Origin of the sequence: Mesorhizobium sp. WSM2240, from assembly GCF_040438645.1 — a bacterium.
Taxonomy (GTDB): domain Bacteria; phylum Pseudomonadota; class Alphaproteobacteria; order Rhizobiales; family Rhizobiaceae; genus Allomesorhizobium.
This window is the reverse complement of sequence record NZ_CP159253.1, coordinates 692,308-709,113: the sequence shown is the minus strand read 5'-3', so window position 1 is coordinate 709,113 and position 16,806 is coordinate 692,308. Positions and strand designations below refer to the sequence as shown.

Sequence of the window (16,806 nt, the reverse complement as noted above, 5' to 3'; positions counted from 1 at the left end):
CGGACGATGACCGGGCGTCTGTGGCGCTTCGCGGAGTTGCATTCGGCGATCGGCACGTCGCATTTCCTGCCGGCCAGTGCAGCGCCGACGGTGGTCACGTTAGAAAAACTGCTGAGATCGGGACGGTCTGCATAACGGCCTCTATTGGGTTATTCCAATAACTGCCCTTCTGCCAACCGAAGCTGACGGCAACCTGAAAGCTTCCGGCGATTTTGCGCGACGGCGGTTCAGCGTGGTGTCAGGGTCTGTCAATAAGGGAAGAGTCTTGCCCTCGAACTGGAAGCCGGGATACCTGATGCGAATGCTGCTCATTGAAGACAAGGCCCTTGGCAGTGCTGTGCGCGAACATGTGGCGGCGGGTGGCCACGCGGTCGACTGGGCCAAGAGCCTGTCCGAAGCGCGGGATTACGCAGCTGGAGCTGTGGCCGCCTACGAGCTTGTCCTGCTCAAACTTAACCTGCCAGACGGCAACGATATCGACTACCTGCGGGAGATGCGTAAGTGGCAGAATGGCGACTCCGGTCATCATCCTGACGGCCCGCTATCAGATCTCGAATGGCATCGAGGGGCTCAACGCAGGTTCCGACGATGATCTGGTCAAGCCGTTCGATCTCGGCGAACTCTCCGCGTGCATGCATGCAGCGGCCCGTCGCTAAGGGTTCTGCACGGGCTATAGTTTCTCTCGGGACGCTGACCATATTGCGGGCCTCGCGACCTCTACCGCAACGGCTACGCGGCAGGCGACGGCCAACTGGCGGATGACGATCTCGAAATGCGCGACAACCGCCTCGGTGGACACCGTCGCTGCCCCCAGCACGCCGGCCGCCTGCACCCTGAAGGCCAAGTTTGGTGAGGAGAAAGTGCGTGGTGGCCATCCGGCGTCCCAAAGGCAATTCGGATTGAAGCCGACAAGAACTATAACAATGACAATGGCGAGCACGAGCGCTGGCGCTATCTGTATCTAATCGACTATCTTGGCATTGTCCTTCATGACAGCAATTGGGAGCTTTTCAAGAATCGCTACAATTTCTACGGTCAGGATGCCAAGGCGACGCTCGTCCGTCGGATTGGCAAAGTCAACAAGGCACGCATCGTAACGCACCATGCGGAAAAAGGCCCGCTGTCGAAGGACAAAGTCGAGTATGTGAGACGTGTGTATGAACTTGTGAAACGCCACATCCTTGGGGGCGAGCCCGTGGACGGCCGCAAACAGCTGCTTTTCGATGATTCTTCAGGTGACAGCGCCAGCTAGTCACGCGTTTTGCCAATTCGGCGTTTGGTTGTCAGCATGAAGTTGGGCAGCTAGTCTCCGTTAGGCTCGCCGTCAGGCTGAACTCTCGTCGCGCGCATGAGTGGTTCGAGTAACCAGACGCTCCAGGCATCTTGAAGGCGCTCGCTAACCTTTGCGGCCGTCTGGCGCACGCCCTCGGTTGTTTCGAACCAATTGCGCCACGCGGCCGTGATGTCGCGTTTGTACCCGGCCCCTTGACCGTAACTGTGAGGTCCGACGACATCGTTTCAACTTTCCGATCGTCAGATGAGCCTCTGCGATGCGATGCTGATCCTGTTGCTGCTGTGGACCTGTGGGCAGCGCAGGAGCGCTGTCCACAGGTCCACAGCTTAAGAGGCGAGGAAAGCTATGGATCTGACAAAGGCACGTCTCGCGTGGGTCGAGCTTTATGCCAAGACCGGGGATGCCGGACTGGTGTGCCGCCGCTGCGGCATCTCCCGACCCACCCTGCGCAAGTGGTGGCGCCGCTACCAAGCGGATGGCGAGGCTGGCCTTGTCGATCACAGCCGACGCCCACATCGTCTGGCGACCCAGAAGGTCTTTGCCGACCAGGAAGCACTTATCCTATTGCTGCGCCGAGAGCGGCGGCTCGGGGTCAAGCAACTGCGCAACGAGCTGATCCGGCAGCACGACCTGACGCTGTCACTCGACACCATCCATCGGACGCTCGTCCGCCATGGCGAGCAGGTGCTGAAGCGGCCGCGACGGTGGCGCAAGGGCGAACGACGCTACAGCCGCCCCATCCCCGGAGACCGTGTCCAAATGGACGTCTGCAAGATCAGGCCAGGCGTCTATCAGTATACCGCGATCGACGATTGCAGCCGCTACAAGGTGCTCGGCGTCTACAGCCGCGCCACGGGCGCCAACACCCTCGACTTTCTGGAGCGGGTCATCGAGGAGATGCCGTTTCCGATCCAGCGGATCCAAACCGATCGCGGTCGTGAATTCTTCGCCGAGGCGGTTCAGCAGCGCTTGATGGATTGGGCCATCAAGTTTCGGCCGATCCCGCCCCGGTCGCCCCATCTGAACGGCAAGATCGAGCGGACGCACCGCGCTGATCGGGAAGAATTCTGGGACACGGTTAATCCGAAGGATCCGGAGATCGAGGCGAAGCTATCTGAGTGGCAGCATCACTGGAATTGGCACCGGCCGCACACCGCGCTGGGCGGCATGTCACCCATCGACCGTGTGTGCGAACTCCTCGACAAGACTCCTCTCGGCGAAGCTGTTGAGACGGCCTACGACGGCAGCCGCGAGCGCATCAGGGTTGCCGATTTCCGGCTAGACACCGCTCTGGCCCAGCTGAAATGATGTCCCCAGACCCTACACCGTAACGCTCCGCCGTTCGTGTCCAGATATCCGCGTCCGACAACAGTTCACCATAGGCGTCGCGGCCGATAGTGCGCGCAGCCGCCAGAAACTCTTGTCGGCTCTCGCCTAGCCGCGCACGAAGTGCCCTTAGATTCTGGCCGATCGCTTCAAGATCTTCATTGCTTTCGAGATCCATCAGCTTGTGCTCGATACGTTGCACAAGAGCTTGCGAACGCAAATTGGCATCGACCCGGACACCGGTACCCAAGATGTGGTCAACCTGGAAATTCTCCCAATCGCCTCGACGATAGATCGAGGCGGCAATTGAACTGTGATGCCCCACCGCAAGCTGGTCGATGAGGTTCTGGTAGGCAGGTCGCACTGTTTCTGGAAGGTCGCTGACCGCGTGCAGGACGCGCGCCAAATCCTGCTCCATGTCCCGACGTGCTTCGGTTGTGCGAACGACATCGACATTCTCGATCATGTTTCGAACGCCGTCTGCCGCATTCACGCCGCGAGTGGCATAGGCAGCCCGCATGTGGGCGATTTGACCGCGAAGAGCCGTCCAGATCTTGCTGTCGTTTTTTGCATCGAAGAAGTAAACCGGCGTCGGCGGTAGGCCCGCATTCGCCAGAGCCTGTTCAATCTCCTTGCGTCGAAGGCTGTAGCCCTGCTGACGGGAGATAACGGGACCGTCAAGGCCGGGCGTTTCAAGGGCTTCGTCGCCGCGCGGCAAGACAAGGATGCATTGTCGATGGCGCTCAGCTGCATCGGATGCCGCGTCTTGCGATTCCTGAAGATGACGTTGGACGGTCGTATTCGGGGCATCTGCAAATTTGGTGCAGAGTACTAGGAGAGTCCGAGAATCCTCTGCGTACATGGTGATATCAGGACGCTGGGTTACGCCTTCAACGCCGCGAGTATCGATGACGGACAGGGTCTGACCATCAGCACTAAGATTGTTCGAGGGCATCAGGACGGTGATGCGTCGAGGGATACTGAAGCGCGGCTCCGCACCGTTATTGATCGCCGATACCAGATTTGACACCCAAAGCAGGCCATCCTCTCGCCCCTCCGGAAGGATCATCTGGCGTTCCTTTCGAGCGGCCAGACTCATTCCGCCCACAATTCGATCGGTAACCTCGTCGATACCAAGGCCCTCTTTCAGAAGGTCAACAATTGGGTCCTTGGTAATTGGCTCATCATTTTCCATGTGACTGACCGGCTTCATGCCAGCCATATTGCGGATCAGACGGCCTAGTTCGGCTGACAGCCCGCCGCTACTCGCACCAGGCACGAGACTGGCGACCAATTGTTTCGTCAGTCGAACGACCTCCTCCTCCGTGACGGTATCAACAAGAACACCAAATGTAGGTGCGACGCGTATGGCCGTTTCGCAAACCGTAGTACGCCCAGGCCCCACTGGGAACGCAGGCCGGCGTCCGCTGCGGCCATCGCCAACCAGGAGACCAACTGCATAGGTGAGCGCCATGGTCTTTCCGACGCCGATGTCCCCTACCCAGGCCATAATGTGGTCACGACGGTCCAGATAGGCTTCCGTTATCTGAAGTTCATTCCGAAGCAGATCGATCGGTCCGCGCAGGATCGGGTCCGTCATTTGTTCCTGGAAGGCGAGGAGGTCTCGGGCGGCCCTATCGATAGTCCAAAGCGCTTCTCGGTCGGGATGCAGGAAGGACGGTGGCTTTGCGCGCAACCAGTTTCGCGCATAGTGTTCGCTCACTCGGTTGCGGTCTGGGTGCCGATCGCGGCCAAGTAGCGTTCGGCAATTTCCGGCTCGACCTCGTCTGCCTTCTCCAATTTGGAGAGCACGCTGGGAACAGTGCCCATCGCGCGTGCGAGAGTCGCTTGGCTCATGCCACTGGCGTCTCTAACATGTTTGAGCACGTCGGCGGGAATGGAGTGGGCGATGTGATCTTTCTCTTTTCCACTCTTTTATGACACGAATCGCGAATATTCGCAAACTGCCTCCTCGAAAAAGGAGATTGTAGGTGATTATAGACCTTTGACGGCTTATCGGGAACATTTTCGCTGACAGACGGGCGAATCCGATATAACTTTCGCGCATCTGAAAAACGGGAAAGTCATGTCGCTCCATCTAGTCGGTGAACATCTCGACAGGCACCGAGCCTATATGGCTGCGCAGGCGGGCACGCTCGTGAGCTTGCTCCGCGGCGTCTATGTTGACGCCAACGATGACGTAGACAAGACGGTGATGGACCACGCCGTCCGCATCGCTGCCTACCTTTATCCCCACGCCTTTTTGTCGGGCCCGAGTGCGTTCCAGCTCGCGCCTACAGTTGACGGCCGACTCTTCCTAAGTGGGCGTCGCAACCAGCGAAGCCGAATCCGGGGGCTCGAAATCATACAGAACCAGGCACCTGACAACCCCTCGACGGTACCGGTCATCGTTGGCGACGACATGGGCGAGTTCCATATAACGGCCTCATCACCCGGCACAGCGTTTTCTGGAAGCTTTCCGTCTACGAAGCGAACACGCAAGTGCAATCGACCCTGCTATGCGCCGAAGCATCGCAGATCGGTTGATCGAAGAGTACGGAAATGCACGCTCTGCGGCCGATGCTATTTGGGCGCTGGCGCGGGCCAACCGATGGACTCGCGAGGCCGCAGCCGCAGAAGCCTTTCTCAACGCGGCTCGACCGGCCCAGGCACCCGTCAACAAGGCGCAAATTGATCTCGTCGTAGCTTGGCACGGTGAACGTGTCGGCCGACTGATCCATGATGGTGTGGAATGGCGCTGGACGCCGGTCGAAGGTCGACAGCCGCCATTGATCCGCTCGATCCGCCCAGGCAGCCTCCCCCCTTTTATCGAGTCGCTCCTTCCGGAAGGCTGGCTAGCACACGTTCTCGATGATCGCGATGAACGGGAAACACTCCGGACGAGCCGTCGCTACATGTCCAACATAACGATCGTCGACGGGTCCGTCGACTTGGCAACTGTCCCGCAGGATGTTCTGCAAGGGCGTCTTGCTCACTTCCAGGCTGGCGGACTCTTCACTGGCCAATACAAAGGGCCGACCCGACGTTCCCCCGAGGATACCTTCCAGGATAATCTTGCGCGCCTGTTCGCGGACGCAAACACACCGCGGCTGTCCGGCGTCCAGATCAAGGCGCCGATGTGCCTCAAGCAGGACGGTGATCTGGTTCCAGCAATCACTGAGCCTTTCACCCATGTCCTGAAGCCTGCCGGGACGAGCGGTTTCGACGACCTGCCCATCGTGGAATGGATTTGTCTGATGCTCGCGCGCGAGGCCGCGTTCGATGTTCCGGAGGCGGCCCTCGTGCGCATGCCCGAGCAGATGCCACCTGCCCTACTAATCGAACGGTTCGACATTCGCCGTTCCGACAACGACATCCGGCGACTTGCGCTAGAGGATTTCTGCTCGGTCCTCGAGCTCCCGGCGGCCCGCAAATACGATGGCACCGTGGAGCGAATGGCGCGCGGCTTGCGCGCCTTGTCCACCGATCCCGTTGCCGACGTAGAAATCCTGTTCCAACGTGCTGTCTTTGCCTGGCTGATCGCCGATGGCGACATGCATCTGAAGAACTTGGCTCTGCTCAAAATTGCCGAGGACGGCGCCGATGGCTTCACGCAAATCCGGTTCGCCCCCGTCTACGACGCGGTAACCACCCGGCTTTTCCCGGGCCTCCAACACGACCGCGATGGCGTTAAAGCTCAATGGCAAGGACGACCGTTTGACCCCCGATGATTTTCTCACGCTTGCGCGGACGATCGAACTGCCAGTTTCCCGTGCCGCGCAAATGATGGCAAACTGCGCTCGTCGGACATTAGACTCGGCTCCCCATGTCGCCATACCGCTGGAGGCGGCTCCCAACGGGGATCTTATTCGGGATCGTATTGTCGCAATCGTGCAGCATCGCGCCGAACCTTTTCTCTGATCGAACCCGTGCCTCGGGGCGCCCAACGTCGGCCAGCAAAGCGACCAAGCGCGTGCCCAGGGCGAACGGTTGGCCTGCGCCTTCGGCCGCCAGGCCGCAAGGCTCGATCATTCCGTGCTCTATGTGCGCGTGCCGCGCCTGTTCGAGGACCTGGCGCTCGCCCGCCTCGATGGCCGCTTTCCCCGCCTCATCGACAAGCGCACCCGCGTCCAATTGCTCATTCTCGACGACTTCGGGACCCACAGCCTCACCGACCAGCAGCGCTTCCACCTGTTCGAAATCGTCGAGGAACGCTATCGGCGCAAATCCACCATCATCACCGCCCAGGCCCCGGTGGCCAAATGGCATGACCTGATTGCCGAACCAAACATCAGAGGCTGCCGTCATTCTCGACGGGGTGGTGTCTCATTTGACGATCATCGGCCCGCGTCACGGCCTAGCGGGTCAGCGTCTGGAGCTCGTGTCGTCCCGTTCTGCGCGCGGTCCGGCTTTCGTTGTTGTTCGACTATCTGACGGACGCCGCCGTTCAATTCGGCGCTCGGTGACCGACCTTGCAGCGGCGTCACCGGAAGAACAAGGCGCTTCGAAAGCGTTGGCCCGCATCAACGTGCGAACGCTGCTCACATTGCTGCACCATTTGAACAGCACGTTTGCCTCCCCTATCAAGGAGGTGATTCGCGATGAACATCCAGTCGAATCTTTATCGTGTCGCGTCCCAGACCCCCACCACCAAAGTTCCGAACCCGAGTATCATCACTCTGCCGAGTCTTTGGCTCAACTTGCCCGTGGAGAGGCATAAGCAGATCGCGCGCAGGGCTTCGCGCGGCTTCTCTTGCGGATGCGATCGATGGGCGCGCCGACAGCGGCGGATCGGCATGTTGAGAGCGTCGAATAGACCGGACGAGTGCGTCACTGCTGCGCATCGCGGCAAGCTCGCATACATTTACGTCCGCCAGTCCTCCGTGAACCAGGTGCGGCATCATCAGGAAAGCACGGAACTGCAATACCGCCTCGTCGATCGCGCGGTCGCTCTTGGCTGGCCGCATGAACGCGAGCATGTCATCGATGAAGATCTTGGCAAATCCGGAGCCGGGACCGTTGAGCGGGTCGGCTTCAAGAAGCTGATTGCAGAGATCGGACTGGGGAACGCCGGTCTCGTCATCAGCTTCGATGCCTCCCGGCTAGCGCGCAACAACCGCAATTGGCATCAACTCCTCGATTTGTGCTCGCTCTTCGGCGTCATCATTGCCGATGGCGAACTTCTCTACGATCCCTGCGCTTACCATGACCGCCTGCTGCTCGGTTTGTCCGGCATCATGAGCGAGGCGGAACTGCACCAGATCTGGCAGCGCCTCCATCAGGGCGAACGTCAGAAGGCGGCGCGTGGTGAGCTACGCCTTCCCGTTCCCGCCGGACTGGCGCATGGCCGCTCGGACCCAGATCAATTCTCAATCACGATGAGTAGGTGCAGGCGAGGCTCAGCCTGGTCTTCGCCAAATTCCGCGAGCTTCACAGTGCACGGGCCGTGATGCGCTACCTGCGAAAGAACGATCTGCCACTGCCTGTTCGCTCACTCCTCGGTCCTGTCATGTGGCGCCAGGCCGACAGTTCACGGGTTCTCAGCATTCTCGAAAATCTTGCCTACGCCGGGGCGTATGTCTATGGCCGCAGGCGGGTGGAAGGCGGGCGGATTCGCCATGGCGTTTATCGCCCGAAGGACGACCAAGATCCCCATCGCCGACTGGGAGGTTTGCCTTCAGGCTGCCCATCCTGGTTATATCGGCTGGAGGAGTTCATGGAGAACCAGAGGCGACTGGCAAACAACATCAATCGCTACAAGCCGGTCATTCCGGGATGTGTTGCAGCTTTTGCCGGCGTTGTGACAAAAAACCCTCGATCATGCTCGGCTTCAAGTCGTCCCTCACCGCCGGCATCATTCTGTCCGGCATCGAAATGGTCACATGATGCGCAAGCGACAGGCGAGGTACGCCTTTAATAGGAGTCCATCCCTGGCCCAACAGTTCGCCATTCTCGCCGCCTGACCAGCAGCGCACCAATCCTCCCTACGTCCCAATTCAGTCGTTGCAACCAAACCCGCAGGATCGCCATCGCGCAAATCGCCGGTAGCTTCAGGCTGCTGTCAGCTAGGGCTGTCAGAAGGGTTGTTATTGGAAAACCAATTCGGAGACCCTATGAACTAGCAGACCTTATGGCAAACGACGCCGGACCATCCACGAGCACGTGACAAACCAAGCGGAAGAAGTACGATGACCTCACCAACAGATACCGCCGCCGCGGGCTTCCCGAAGCCCTCGACGAAATTTTGGTCTGACTGGCTGCGCACGATACTTGCCGCGACCGCGCTGGCCCTGGTGACGACACCGCCCCTGCTCCGGCCCGCACCTACGGGTACGATCCCCACCCATGTTTCCTTGACCACCCTGGAAAACGGCCGTGCTGGGACCTCGATTGGTAGGACCCGCACCCCAAGTAAACCTATGGAACGGTTGCTGCGGGTCCTGATTTGACCCGCAGCAACGCGGTCGAGCCGGAGCGGCACATCGCCGCGACGTTGACCGACGCGCGGGTTTCGGCGATCTGCTTTTCCACGCAGTGGGTGGTGCCGTCCTATCACGGCCGCACCTGCGAAGGTTCCTTGTCCCAACGCTGGTAAAAGTTGCAACACATCCCTACGAAAAAGTCCGTGTTCAAAGGAGAGTGGTTTGAAACTCAATTCGATCGACCAATTCAGCATGGCAGCTTCGATGCAGGAGTACACTGCCGTGCAAGAACAGCACCCAGGCAACTTACAGCTCATTCCGCCTCATGCGACGCCCGCAGATGACCATGGAGCGATCCGGAGCCCTGACATCGGCGGGTCGATGCGGGTGCCGCCGCGGTCCGGCCTGCATAGCAGAGGCGGTTCACTGTGGTCGCGCGTGAGGTCAGCAGTTGGGAAAGCGGTTGGAGAATGTTGCGTCGGAAAGCCCTCTAGCGGGTCGGTGCAGGCGTCTGCCAGGGCGTCCCCGTCGGTTCTCCGCCCAGATCGAGATATCGGATATCTCGTTGGCCCGTTGTGGGACCACCGCCTGTATGACAATGGCGGCCAACCAATGCGGGATGAAATGATTCGTGAATTGGGGCAACGCGGGTTCCTACCGGCCCAGCGCAACCAGGAGCAGCGGGCACAATTCGAGATTAACGGTGAGCACTACACCGCCGAGGTGAAGCTAACACCGAACTCCGACGTGTTGCTTGGCCAAAGCAGACAAGTTTATCTCATCCACAATGCTCAAGACGCCTGAAGGCCGGGGGATGTCACGTTGACCCCCGATCAGTGTGGCCGGATGGGCGGGTGCTACCCCTTACCCGGGCCGGACGGATGTGTTGCAACTTTTACCGGCGTTGTGACAAGGAACCCTCGATCATTTTCGGAGGTTGCGATGTTCAAAGGCCGTCCAGTTCGACCGATCAGTGATCCTGCTGTGCGTGCGCTGGTACCTGGCCTGCAATCTCAGTCTGCGCGATCTTGAGGAGATGATGGCCGAGCGCGGCATTGCCGTCGATCACACGACCATCCACCGCTGGACCGTTCGTTTCTCGCCCCTGTTGCTGGAGCGCTTCAACCGGCGCAAGCGTAGCGTGACAGCCAAATGGTATGTCGACGAAACTTACATCAAGGTCCGCGGCCAGTCGATGTATCTCTATCGCGTCATCGACAGCGTCGGCGACACCGTCGAATTCTATTTCAGCGCGCAACGTGACCTGCCGTCGGCCAAGCGCGTCCTCGGAAAGGCGCTGGACCGTCATGGCCGGCCCGAGCGCGTCGTCATCGATGGGAGCCAGACCAACCTGGAGGCAATCGTTTCCTGCGTCGCTACAAATCGCTTGCAGGATCGTTCCCGGCGCCGGCTGAATCCGATCCGGATCCGGCAAAGCCAGTACCTCAACAATCGCATTGAGCAGGACCATCGACGGATCAAGCGCCGTATACGGCCGATGCTCGGCTTCAAGTCGTTCCCTCGCCGCCGGCATCATTCTATCCGGCATCGAAATGGCCCACATGATGCGCAAGCGACAGGCGAGGTACGCCTTTAATCCGAGTCCATCCCTGGCCGAACAGTTCGCCATTTTCGCCGCTTGACCGTACGCATACGACGAAGGCCGCATGATTGTTGCGCGCGCGAGGGCGCGGCGAGCTCTATGATGGCGCTACGTGAAGGTCAGTCGGCTTGCTGCTCGTCGGCCTGGCGCAGGCGCTGCCATTCCCAGGGCAGCAACTCGTGCAGACGCGACGCGGGAAGATCGGCGATGCGAGCCAAGGCGTCGGCGAGCCAGGCTTTGGGGTCGACGTCGTTGAGGCGTGCCGTGGTGATGAGGGTGAGCATGACGGCGGCGCGGTCGGCGCCGCGCTGGGAACCGGCGAAGGTCCAGTTGCGCCGTCCCAGAGCCATCGCGGGTTCATTCTGCCCATGTCGGGCAGATGGTAGAGTTTCATTATCGATGGCATCCATTTTGCGGTGGTTGTTTTCGGCACGAAGGTCGCGAGGATCGGGCCAGTGGTGCGATCGTGCGGGTAGAGGTTCGGCCGGGCGAAGTCATTCAGGTTGCAGAATGGATGCTGGACCGGGCGTTGTGCGCCGGCATGGAGATGGGCGAACCGCGCGTTGCGGTGACGAGCCTCATAGAACTTCATAGGCTGCTTACCGAGCGCGGTTTCAGGCAAACTTCGACGGATGGACTCACAGCCATCCAGGAGCCGCGCCATGAAGGCATTACCACCACCCGCGACATTGCCAATGCCGATCCAGCAACTAAGCATACCGTTCGATACACCGCAGATGCGGGGCCTGAGCGATGCGGAAAGGAGCGCCGTTGTCGCCAGGCTGGCAACCCTTCTGATGGCCGCGGCCGGCGTCGCGGCGAAGGAGGCGAGCGATGACGAGCAATAATCTCCTTCCCGCCACGGTGCTGAAGCGCAAGGCTGTGGCCTACGTTCGACAGTCGACTCCAGGTCAGGTCCAGAACAACCTTGAGAGCCAGAGGAGGCAATATGAGCTTGTCGATGTTGCGCGTCGCTGGGGCTTCCGCGATGTCGATGTGATCGACGATGACCTTGGTCGTACCGCCAGCGGCGCTGTTGACCGCCCTGGTTTCGAACGATTGGTGAGCGGCCTGTGCACGGGCAAAATCGGTGCAGTGCTCTGCCTCGACGCATCGCGCCTTTCCCGTAATGGCCGACATTGGCACCATCTCCTCGAACTGTGCGGCTTGGTTGAAGCGCGCGTCATCGATCTCGACGGGGTGTACGATCCTTGTCGTCCTAACGATCGATTGTTATTGGGCATGAAGGGCAGCATCAGCGAGTTCGAGCTTGGCATCTTGCGAACGCGCATGCTTGACGCGGCCCGCGCCAAAGCGCGGCGGGGAGAACTGCGCCTGAGCGTTCCGATCGGCTATATCTGGCACCGCGACTATGGGCTCGGGTTTGATCCCGATTTGCGGGTACAGGAAGCGATCCGCCTGATTTTTTCGCGTTTTCGCGAGCTTGGCAGCGCCCGTCAGGTCCTGATTTCGCTCACCGCTGATAATTTCCATTTTCCCCGCCCTTCTGACGGGCGCAAAACGGTGTCCTTCGGTTGGGTGCCGGTCCGCTATCGAAGCGTTATTTCGATTCTCAAGAACCCGTTCTACGCCGGGGTCTACGTCTATGGTAAAAGTGAGAAGCGAACAGAGATTGTCGATGGCCGGGCTCGTAAAAGCTACGGACACAGCAAGCTTTCGCAACGTGGGACGTGCTGCTCCAGGATCATCATGAAGGCTATATCGATTGGGATGAGTTTGAAAGAAACCAGCGCCTTATCGCCGTCAATGCCTTTGGTCAAAAAGGCGGAATCAAGTCCGGTCGTGGAGGTCGAGCGTTGCTCGCAGGCCTGCTCACCTGCGGCCGTGTGGAAGACGGTTGGGCGTTGTCTATTCGGGACGCCCTCCAGGTCACCCTTATTACCGCTGCGAACGTATCAACCAGATGTTGGCTAAACCGCGATGCATGACTTTTGGCGCTTCCCGCATCGACCCTGCGATCGGCAAGGAGATACTGAGGGCCGTAACGCCCATGGCGATCGAGGCGGCGATGGAAGCTGACCGAATGCATCGGGATAATCTGGAAGAACGGCACCGCATGATGGAGCTGGACTTGCAGCAAGCGCGCTACGAGGCATCTCTCGCGGAACGTCGCTATGCCGCTTGCGACCCTGATAACCGGCTGATCGCTGCTCAGCTTGAGAAGAGCTGGGAAGCAGCGCTCAGGCGCGTGGAAACGTGCGAAGCGGCTCTAACCCAAGCCCGACAAGTCGAACATGCAACCCCAACTCCCGATTTCGCCGGCATTGCCACCGACTTGGAGACCACCTGGCGCGCGCCTAATGTCGATATGCGTTGCCGTCAGCAACTCCTTCGCGCTCTTGTGTCCGATATCATCGCTGATGTTGATGAAGAGAAGCGCGAAGTCCTTTTGACGATCCACTGGAAAGGTGGCCAACATTCCCAGCTCCGAATCCGCAAACCGGCGAACATGGCCAGAGTACACCGGAAGCTGCCCTTGCAGTCATGAGATCCATGGCGACCCGTTGGTCCGACGCGGACATTGCCGCCACCCTCAACCGGATGGGAATGCAAACCGGACAAGGGAAGACTTGGACAGCGCGCCGTGTCGGGGCGCTGCGGACGGTTCATAAAATCCACGGCTATCGATCAGCCGAGAAGAACGGAGAATGGCTTACGCTCACCGAAGCCGCTAAAAAGCTTGGTGTTTCTGCCCATCGTGTCCGCCGGTTGATCAAGGAAGGGGTGCTTCCGACCGAGCAGGTTGTTCCTGATGCGCCGCATCAAATACGAGCGGCGGACCTGGAAAAGGACGAAGTAACCCAGTTTCCGCGTCACCGAGGCCCGTGTCGCATCAAAATGGAAAACCAAAAGTCCCTGTTTCCGGGCATTTGAAGAGGAGGTGTAGTATGAACCGTGCATTGCGATGCCCCGCAACGCTCTTTCGGCGGCGTTGTTGCTGAGGCAGATCCTGCCGTCATCGAGGAAGCGGGCGAAGTCGGCCCAGCGCCTGAGCATGTAGTTGATCGGCTTCAGGACCTCGGACGAGCGCGAGAGGGTTTCGCGCTCGCGGAGCAACCATGCGCGCATGTCGTCGAGAAGTGGTTTGTTCCTCTCCTGGCGTACGGCCCGCCGCTCGTCAGCGCTCCGGCCATTGATGGTCCGCTCGATTTCGAACAGTGGGTCGAGCCTCCTGACCGCCTCCAGCGCGATCGGGGAGACCGGCTTGCCCTCTTGCCGTCCCGGGCATTTTTCGCGATATCGGCCAGCTCGAAGAAGCCGCGCCGCGCATGGGCGAAGCAAAACGCCGGCGTGATCGGTTGTTCCTTCAGCTGCGGGTCGCACAGCGGCTCGAAGCCACTGTAACAGTCGCACTGAAGGATGCCGGCGAAGGCGGTCAGATGCTTCTGCGGGTGCTCGCCGCGTCGGTCGCTCGAGGCGTAATAGACCGCCGCCGGCGGCGCAGGTCCGGCGAAGGGGCGGTCATCGCGCAGATAGGTCCAGATCCGCCCGGTCACGCACTTGCCCTTCGCCAGGATGCGGATGGTGGTGTCGTCGCCATGAAGGCGCTCGGCAGCGAGCACATGGTTCTCGATTAGGCGGAAGAGCGGCATGACGGCAAAGGTTCCATGGCCGACCTGGTCGGCCAATGTCGACAGCGGCAGATCGATCCCCTCGGCCTTGAAGCGCGTGCTCTGGCGGTTGAGGGGAACGTGCATGCCGAACTTGTCGAACAGGATCATCGCCAGCAGCTTCGGACCGATGAAGCCCCGCGGCGTGGCGTGGAACGGCGCCGGGGGCTGGCTGACCTTACCGCAATCGCGGCAGGTGAACTTCTCTCGCACCGTCTCGATCAGCTTGAAGCGGCGCGGGATCTCTTCCAGCGTCTCGGTCACGTCCTCGCCCAGCTTCGACAGCCGCGATCCGCCGCAACAGATGCAAACGGTGGGAGGAGCAATGATGACACGTTCGCGCTCGATGTCCTCCGGCCAGGGCTTGCGTACCGGCCGCTTGCGCGTGAAGGCGCACGCTCTGTGCCTTCGCCGCCGCGGCCGCCGCGGCAACCTCATCCTCGCTTGCCGCGGTCACGAGATCTTCGAGCTGAAGTTCCATCTGCTCGATCAGCCGTGCCGTGCGTTCGGAACGCTGGCCGTATTTCTCGCGCTTCAGCTTCTCGATCATGAGTTGAAGATGCGCGATCAGCGCTTCGGTGTCCGACAGTTTCGCTTGCGCGGTAGCGGCCACCGCCTCGGCCCGCAGCCTCGCCTCGCGCTCGGCCTGCAGCGCCGCCAGGGGCACTCGCGAGGTCCAAGGGAAGATCGTGCGGCTTCAACGTCACGAAGCCAGTGAATCAGACTTTGCCTGCAATTTCAAAAGGTAAATGCTAGCCGACCCGCGTCGGACGCCAGGTTTCCTGAGGGTTGCGCCAATCGATCCCGGACAGGAGATAGCTCAACTGCGCCGTCGATATCGTAACGCTTCCGTCCGCCAGAGAGGGCCAGATGTAGCGGCCACGCTCAAGACGCCTCGTGAACAGGCACGATCCTTGCCCATCATGCCAAATGATCTTCAGGAGATCACCTCTTTTACCGCGAAAGCAAAAAATATGACCGCTCAGCGGATCCTTCTTCAAGATCTCCTGCACCCGTAGAGCAAGGCTCGGACAACCGCAGCGCATGTCGGTGTGTCCCGTCGCCAACCACACCCGCACCCCCGTCGGAACCGGGATCATCGCAGCGTTTCCAGGCCCCGCATGAGCCGCAGCAGCGCCTCAACATCAACGCTCCGCCTTGGGGGTGAATCGGTCGGAGGTTTCGTCCGGCGCCCGTTCAGGCTCACCACTTCCATCCGGCCAGCCGCACTCGCTATGGGCGTCTCAATCGTGCCGACGCGCTGTGGCTGAAACAAGTCGAGGCCCGCAATAGCTTTCCTCTACGATCCGAAGCTTCGTCGCGACCGGCCAACGCCGTCGCCGGCCCGTTTCCACGATCTCCATCCGCGTCACGACATGACTGTCAATATTGCTATCCATTTTGACAGTCAGCAGCCAAACGCATCAGCCCGCAAGGCGGCCTCGCCCGTATGCGTACGGTAAGGGACCGGCTCGCGTCAAAAGAATGCGACATCGGGTGCCTCATTCTGATGGTGGATCCAACAGCGCCGAAGGATGCCACACCCTCGCCGCTCGCCCCATAGCATCTACGCCAGTGGGACACGACCGCCACGGCGGTTCAGCGTACCGTCAGGTTCTGCCAATAAGGTAAGAGTCTTGCCTTCGAATTCCAGCGCCCTGATTCCGAAGCTTCGGGAGTCTTAACAATGTATCAGCTGGTGCCGCTACATTGACGTATGCTGGTGTGTTACTGCCAACCAAGTCAACACATGGCCAGCAGCGATGCTAAAGCGAATGTCATAGTGCTGACCCTCGATCAATTCGGGACAAATAGTTTGTGTTAGATGCAGTCGTAGTTGCCCGTTTCTAGGCGTCGTTCGCAACTCTGCACAGTCGAATCCAAAAAAGCGCCTTGCCACAGGATAGAGCGCTTTGAAGAGTGTTTCTTTGGCCGAAAAAACTAGGCTCGCCAGCCGGTCTGGAGCGAGGACCACTTGTCGAGCGATCAAGGCACGCTCATCCTCGTTGATGGTCATGTTTAGGATCGCATCCAGAGCATGACCGCTGGCCAGCGCCTCAACGTCGACACCTGCCCGCCAGTTCCCATTGGCGATGGCGAAACAAGCGCAATGCCCACGCGTATGGGTTATCGAACCAGCGGAAGACGAAGGCCAGAGTGGAGCCCCGCCGGGGCCGATTGGAATCTCAGCAGCGGCTTGACCCAGCGCACGCAATGCCGCGTGTGCCATCGCTCGCCCGGCTAAAAACTCAGCACGGCGTATGGCCACCGCTGCAGACAGACTGGCAGGGCAGTGTAACGCCAGCACGTTAAACAGGTCCTCCGAATAGCTTTTGAGATCAAACCTGCCGCGTACCAAGATCGCATTGTGAATGCCGGGATCATGTAACCCAACATCGGTGAAAAATCCACGTGAACGAGCAGATAGAGTGGCAAATTCGAGATCGGCAAAAACGGTCATATTCTGTCGCCTCTGCCCTTAACCCATGTCGCCATTTTTATCATGATATTTTCAGGGAACGAGTTTCA

Annotated in this window: 14 protein-coding genes and 8 pseudogenes; 13 read left to right on the top strand and 9 right to left on the bottom strand. The window is 59.8% G+C overall.

Going from position 1 to position 16,806, the window contains the following annotated elements; translation table 11 throughout:
* Positions 1–301: 301 nt before the first annotated feature.
* The gene (locus ABVK50_RS03350; RefSeq protein ID WP_353642812.1) at positions 302–592 is read left to right on the top strand and encodes a hypothetical protein; all 291 of its coding nucleotides are present in this window, start codon (positions 302–304) and stop codon (positions 590–592) included.
* Positions 593–961: 369 nt separating this feature from the next.
* Here ABVK50_RS03350 and ABVK50_RS03345 read toward each other — a convergent pair whose 3' ends face one another.
* Entirely contained in the window at positions 962–1,105 is a 144-nt protein-coding gene (locus ABVK50_RS03345; protein ID WP_353642813.1) for a hypothetical protein, read from the bottom strand.
* Positions 1,106–1,639: 534 nt separating this feature from the next.
* Here ABVK50_RS03345 and ABVK50_RS03340 point away from each other — a divergent pair.
* Complete coding sequence (locus ABVK50_RS03340; protein ID WP_353642761.1) at positions 1,640–2,602, top strand: IS481 family transposase; 963 nt, start codon at positions 1,640–1,642, stop codon at positions 2,600–2,602.
* On the opposite strand, the gene ABVK50_RS03335 is transcribed toward ABVK50_RS03340, so the two are convergent.
* The 3 genes from ABVK50_RS03335 to ABVK50_RS03325 all read right to left on the bottom strand — a co-directional run bounded on the left by ABVK50_RS03335 (position 2,553) and on the right by ABVK50_RS03325 (position 4,877).
* On the bottom strand, positions 2,553–4,220 hold the full coding sequence (locus ABVK50_RS03335; RefSeq protein ID WP_353642814.1) for a hypothetical protein: 1,668 nt from the start codon (positions 4,218–4,220) through the stop codon (positions 2,553–2,555). The genes ABVK50_RS03340 and ABVK50_RS03335 overlap by 50 nt on opposite strands.
* Before the next feature lie 119 nt (positions 4,221–4,339).
* Positions 4,340–4,477, bottom strand: coding sequence for a hypothetical protein (locus ABVK50_RS03330; RefSeq protein WP_353642815.1), 138 nt, complete (start codon positions 4,475–4,477; stop codon positions 4,340–4,342).
* A 241-nt stretch (positions 4,478–4,718) separates the two neighbouring features.
* A complete protein-coding gene (locus tag ABVK50_RS03325; RefSeq protein WP_353642816.1) occupies positions 4,719–4,877 on the bottom strand; it encodes a hypothetical protein in 159 nt (52 codons plus the stop codon).
* A gap of 286 nt (positions 4,878–5,163) precedes the next feature.
* Here ABVK50_RS03325 and ABVK50_RS03320 point away from each other — a divergent pair, with 286 nt between their 5' ends.
* The 9 genes and pseudogenes from ABVK50_RS03320 to ABVK50_RS03280 all read left to right on the top strand — a co-directional run bounded on the left by ABVK50_RS03320 (position 5,164) and on the right by ABVK50_RS03280 (position 10,685).
* Positions 5,164–6,351, top strand: a complete 1,188-nt coding sequence (locus tag ABVK50_RS03320) for a HipA domain-containing protein (protein WP_353642817.1) — start codon at positions 5,164–5,166, stop codon at positions 6,349–6,351.
* A gap of 259 nt (positions 6,352–6,610) precedes the next feature.
* Positions 6,611–6,904, top strand: a pseudogene (locus tag ABVK50_RS03315) (ATP-binding protein); the annotation flags it as partial.
* 34 nt (positions 6,905–6,938) lie between these two features.
* Positions 6,939–7,340 (top strand): DUF5372 family protein, encoded by a 402-nt coding sequence (locus ABVK50_RS03310; protein ID WP_353647003.1) that lies wholly within the window; start codon positions 6,939–6,941, stop codon positions 7,338–7,340.
* Between the two features lie 76 nt (positions 7,341–7,416).
* Positions 7,417–8,070 (top strand): recombinase family protein, encoded by a 654-nt coding sequence (locus ABVK50_RS03305; protein WP_353642819.1) that lies wholly within the window; start codon positions 7,417–7,419, stop codon positions 8,068–8,070.
* Positions 8,070–8,195 (top strand): annotated as a pseudogene (locus ABVK50_RS03300) (hypothetical protein); the annotation flags it as partial. The gene ABVK50_RS03305 and the pseudogene ABVK50_RS03300, both read left to right, overlap by 1 nt.
* A 245-nt stretch (positions 8,196–8,440) precedes the next feature.
* Positions 8,441–8,583 (top strand): annotated as a pseudogene (locus ABVK50_RS03295) (IS6 family transposase); the annotation flags it as partial.
* Positions 8,584–9,065: 482 nt separating this feature from the next.
* A complete protein-coding gene (locus tag ABVK50_RS03290; RefSeq protein WP_353642820.1) occupies positions 9,066–9,215 on the top strand; it encodes a hypothetical protein in 150 nt (49 codons plus the stop codon).
* Positions 9,216–9,654: 439 nt separating this feature from the next.
* Positions 9,655–9,846, top strand: coding sequence for a hypothetical protein (locus ABVK50_RS03285; RefSeq protein ID WP_353642821.1), 192 nt, complete (start codon positions 9,655–9,657; stop codon positions 9,844–9,846).
* Positions 9,847–9,984: 138 nt separating this feature from the next.
* Positions 9,985–10,685: pseudogene (locus ABVK50_RS03280) on the top strand (IS6 family transposase).
* Between the two features lie 79 nt (positions 10,686–10,764).
* On the opposite strand, the pseudogene ABVK50_RS03275 reads toward ABVK50_RS03280, so the two are convergent.
* Positions 10,765–10,995, bottom strand: a pseudogene (locus ABVK50_RS03275) (transposase domain-containing protein); the annotation flags it as partial.
* A 312-nt stretch (positions 10,996–11,307) separates the two neighbouring features.
* Here ABVK50_RS03275 and ABVK50_RS03270 point away from each other — a divergent pair.
* Together ABVK50_RS03270 and ABVK50_RS03265 are read left to right on the top strand one after the other, a co-directional pair.
* Positions 11,308–11,493 (top strand): hypothetical protein, encoded by a 186-nt coding sequence (locus tag ABVK50_RS03270; RefSeq protein WP_352725569.1) that lies wholly within the window; start codon positions 11,308–11,310, stop codon positions 11,491–11,493.
* Positions 11,480–13,540 (top strand): annotated as a pseudogene (locus ABVK50_RS03265) (recombinase family protein). Before ABVK50_RS03270 ends, ABVK50_RS03265 begins: the two are co-directional and overlap by 14 nt.
* A 24-nt stretch (positions 13,541–13,564) precedes the next feature.
* On the opposite strand, the pseudogene ABVK50_RS03260 reads toward ABVK50_RS03265, so the two are convergent.
* The 4 genes and pseudogenes from ABVK50_RS03260 to ABVK50_RS03245 form a co-directional block, all read right to left on the bottom strand.
* Positions 13,565–14,984 (bottom strand): annotated as a pseudogene (locus ABVK50_RS03260) (IS66 family transposase); the annotation flags it as partial.
* 45 nt (positions 14,985–15,029) lie between these two features.
* Positions 15,030–15,377, bottom strand: a complete 348-nt coding sequence (gene tnpB / locus ABVK50_RS03255) for an IS66 family insertion sequence element accessory protein TnpB (protein ID WP_353642822.1) — start codon at positions 15,375–15,377, stop codon at positions 15,030–15,032.
* A pseudogene (locus tag ABVK50_RS03250) lies at positions 15,374–15,677 on the bottom strand (IS66 family insertion sequence element accessory protein TnpB). The gene tnpB and the pseudogene ABVK50_RS03250 overlap by 4 nt, the downstream one beginning before the upstream one ends.
* A 305-nt stretch (positions 15,678–15,982) precedes the next feature.
* Positions 15,983–16,738 carry a 4'-phosphopantetheinyl transferase superfamily protein gene (locus ABVK50_RS03245; RefSeq protein WP_353642823.1) on the bottom strand — a complete coding sequence of 252 codons (756 nt, stop codon included), beginning with the start codon at positions 16,736–16,738 and terminating at the stop codon, positions 15,983–15,985.
* Positions 16,739–16,806: the final 68 nt, after the last annotated feature.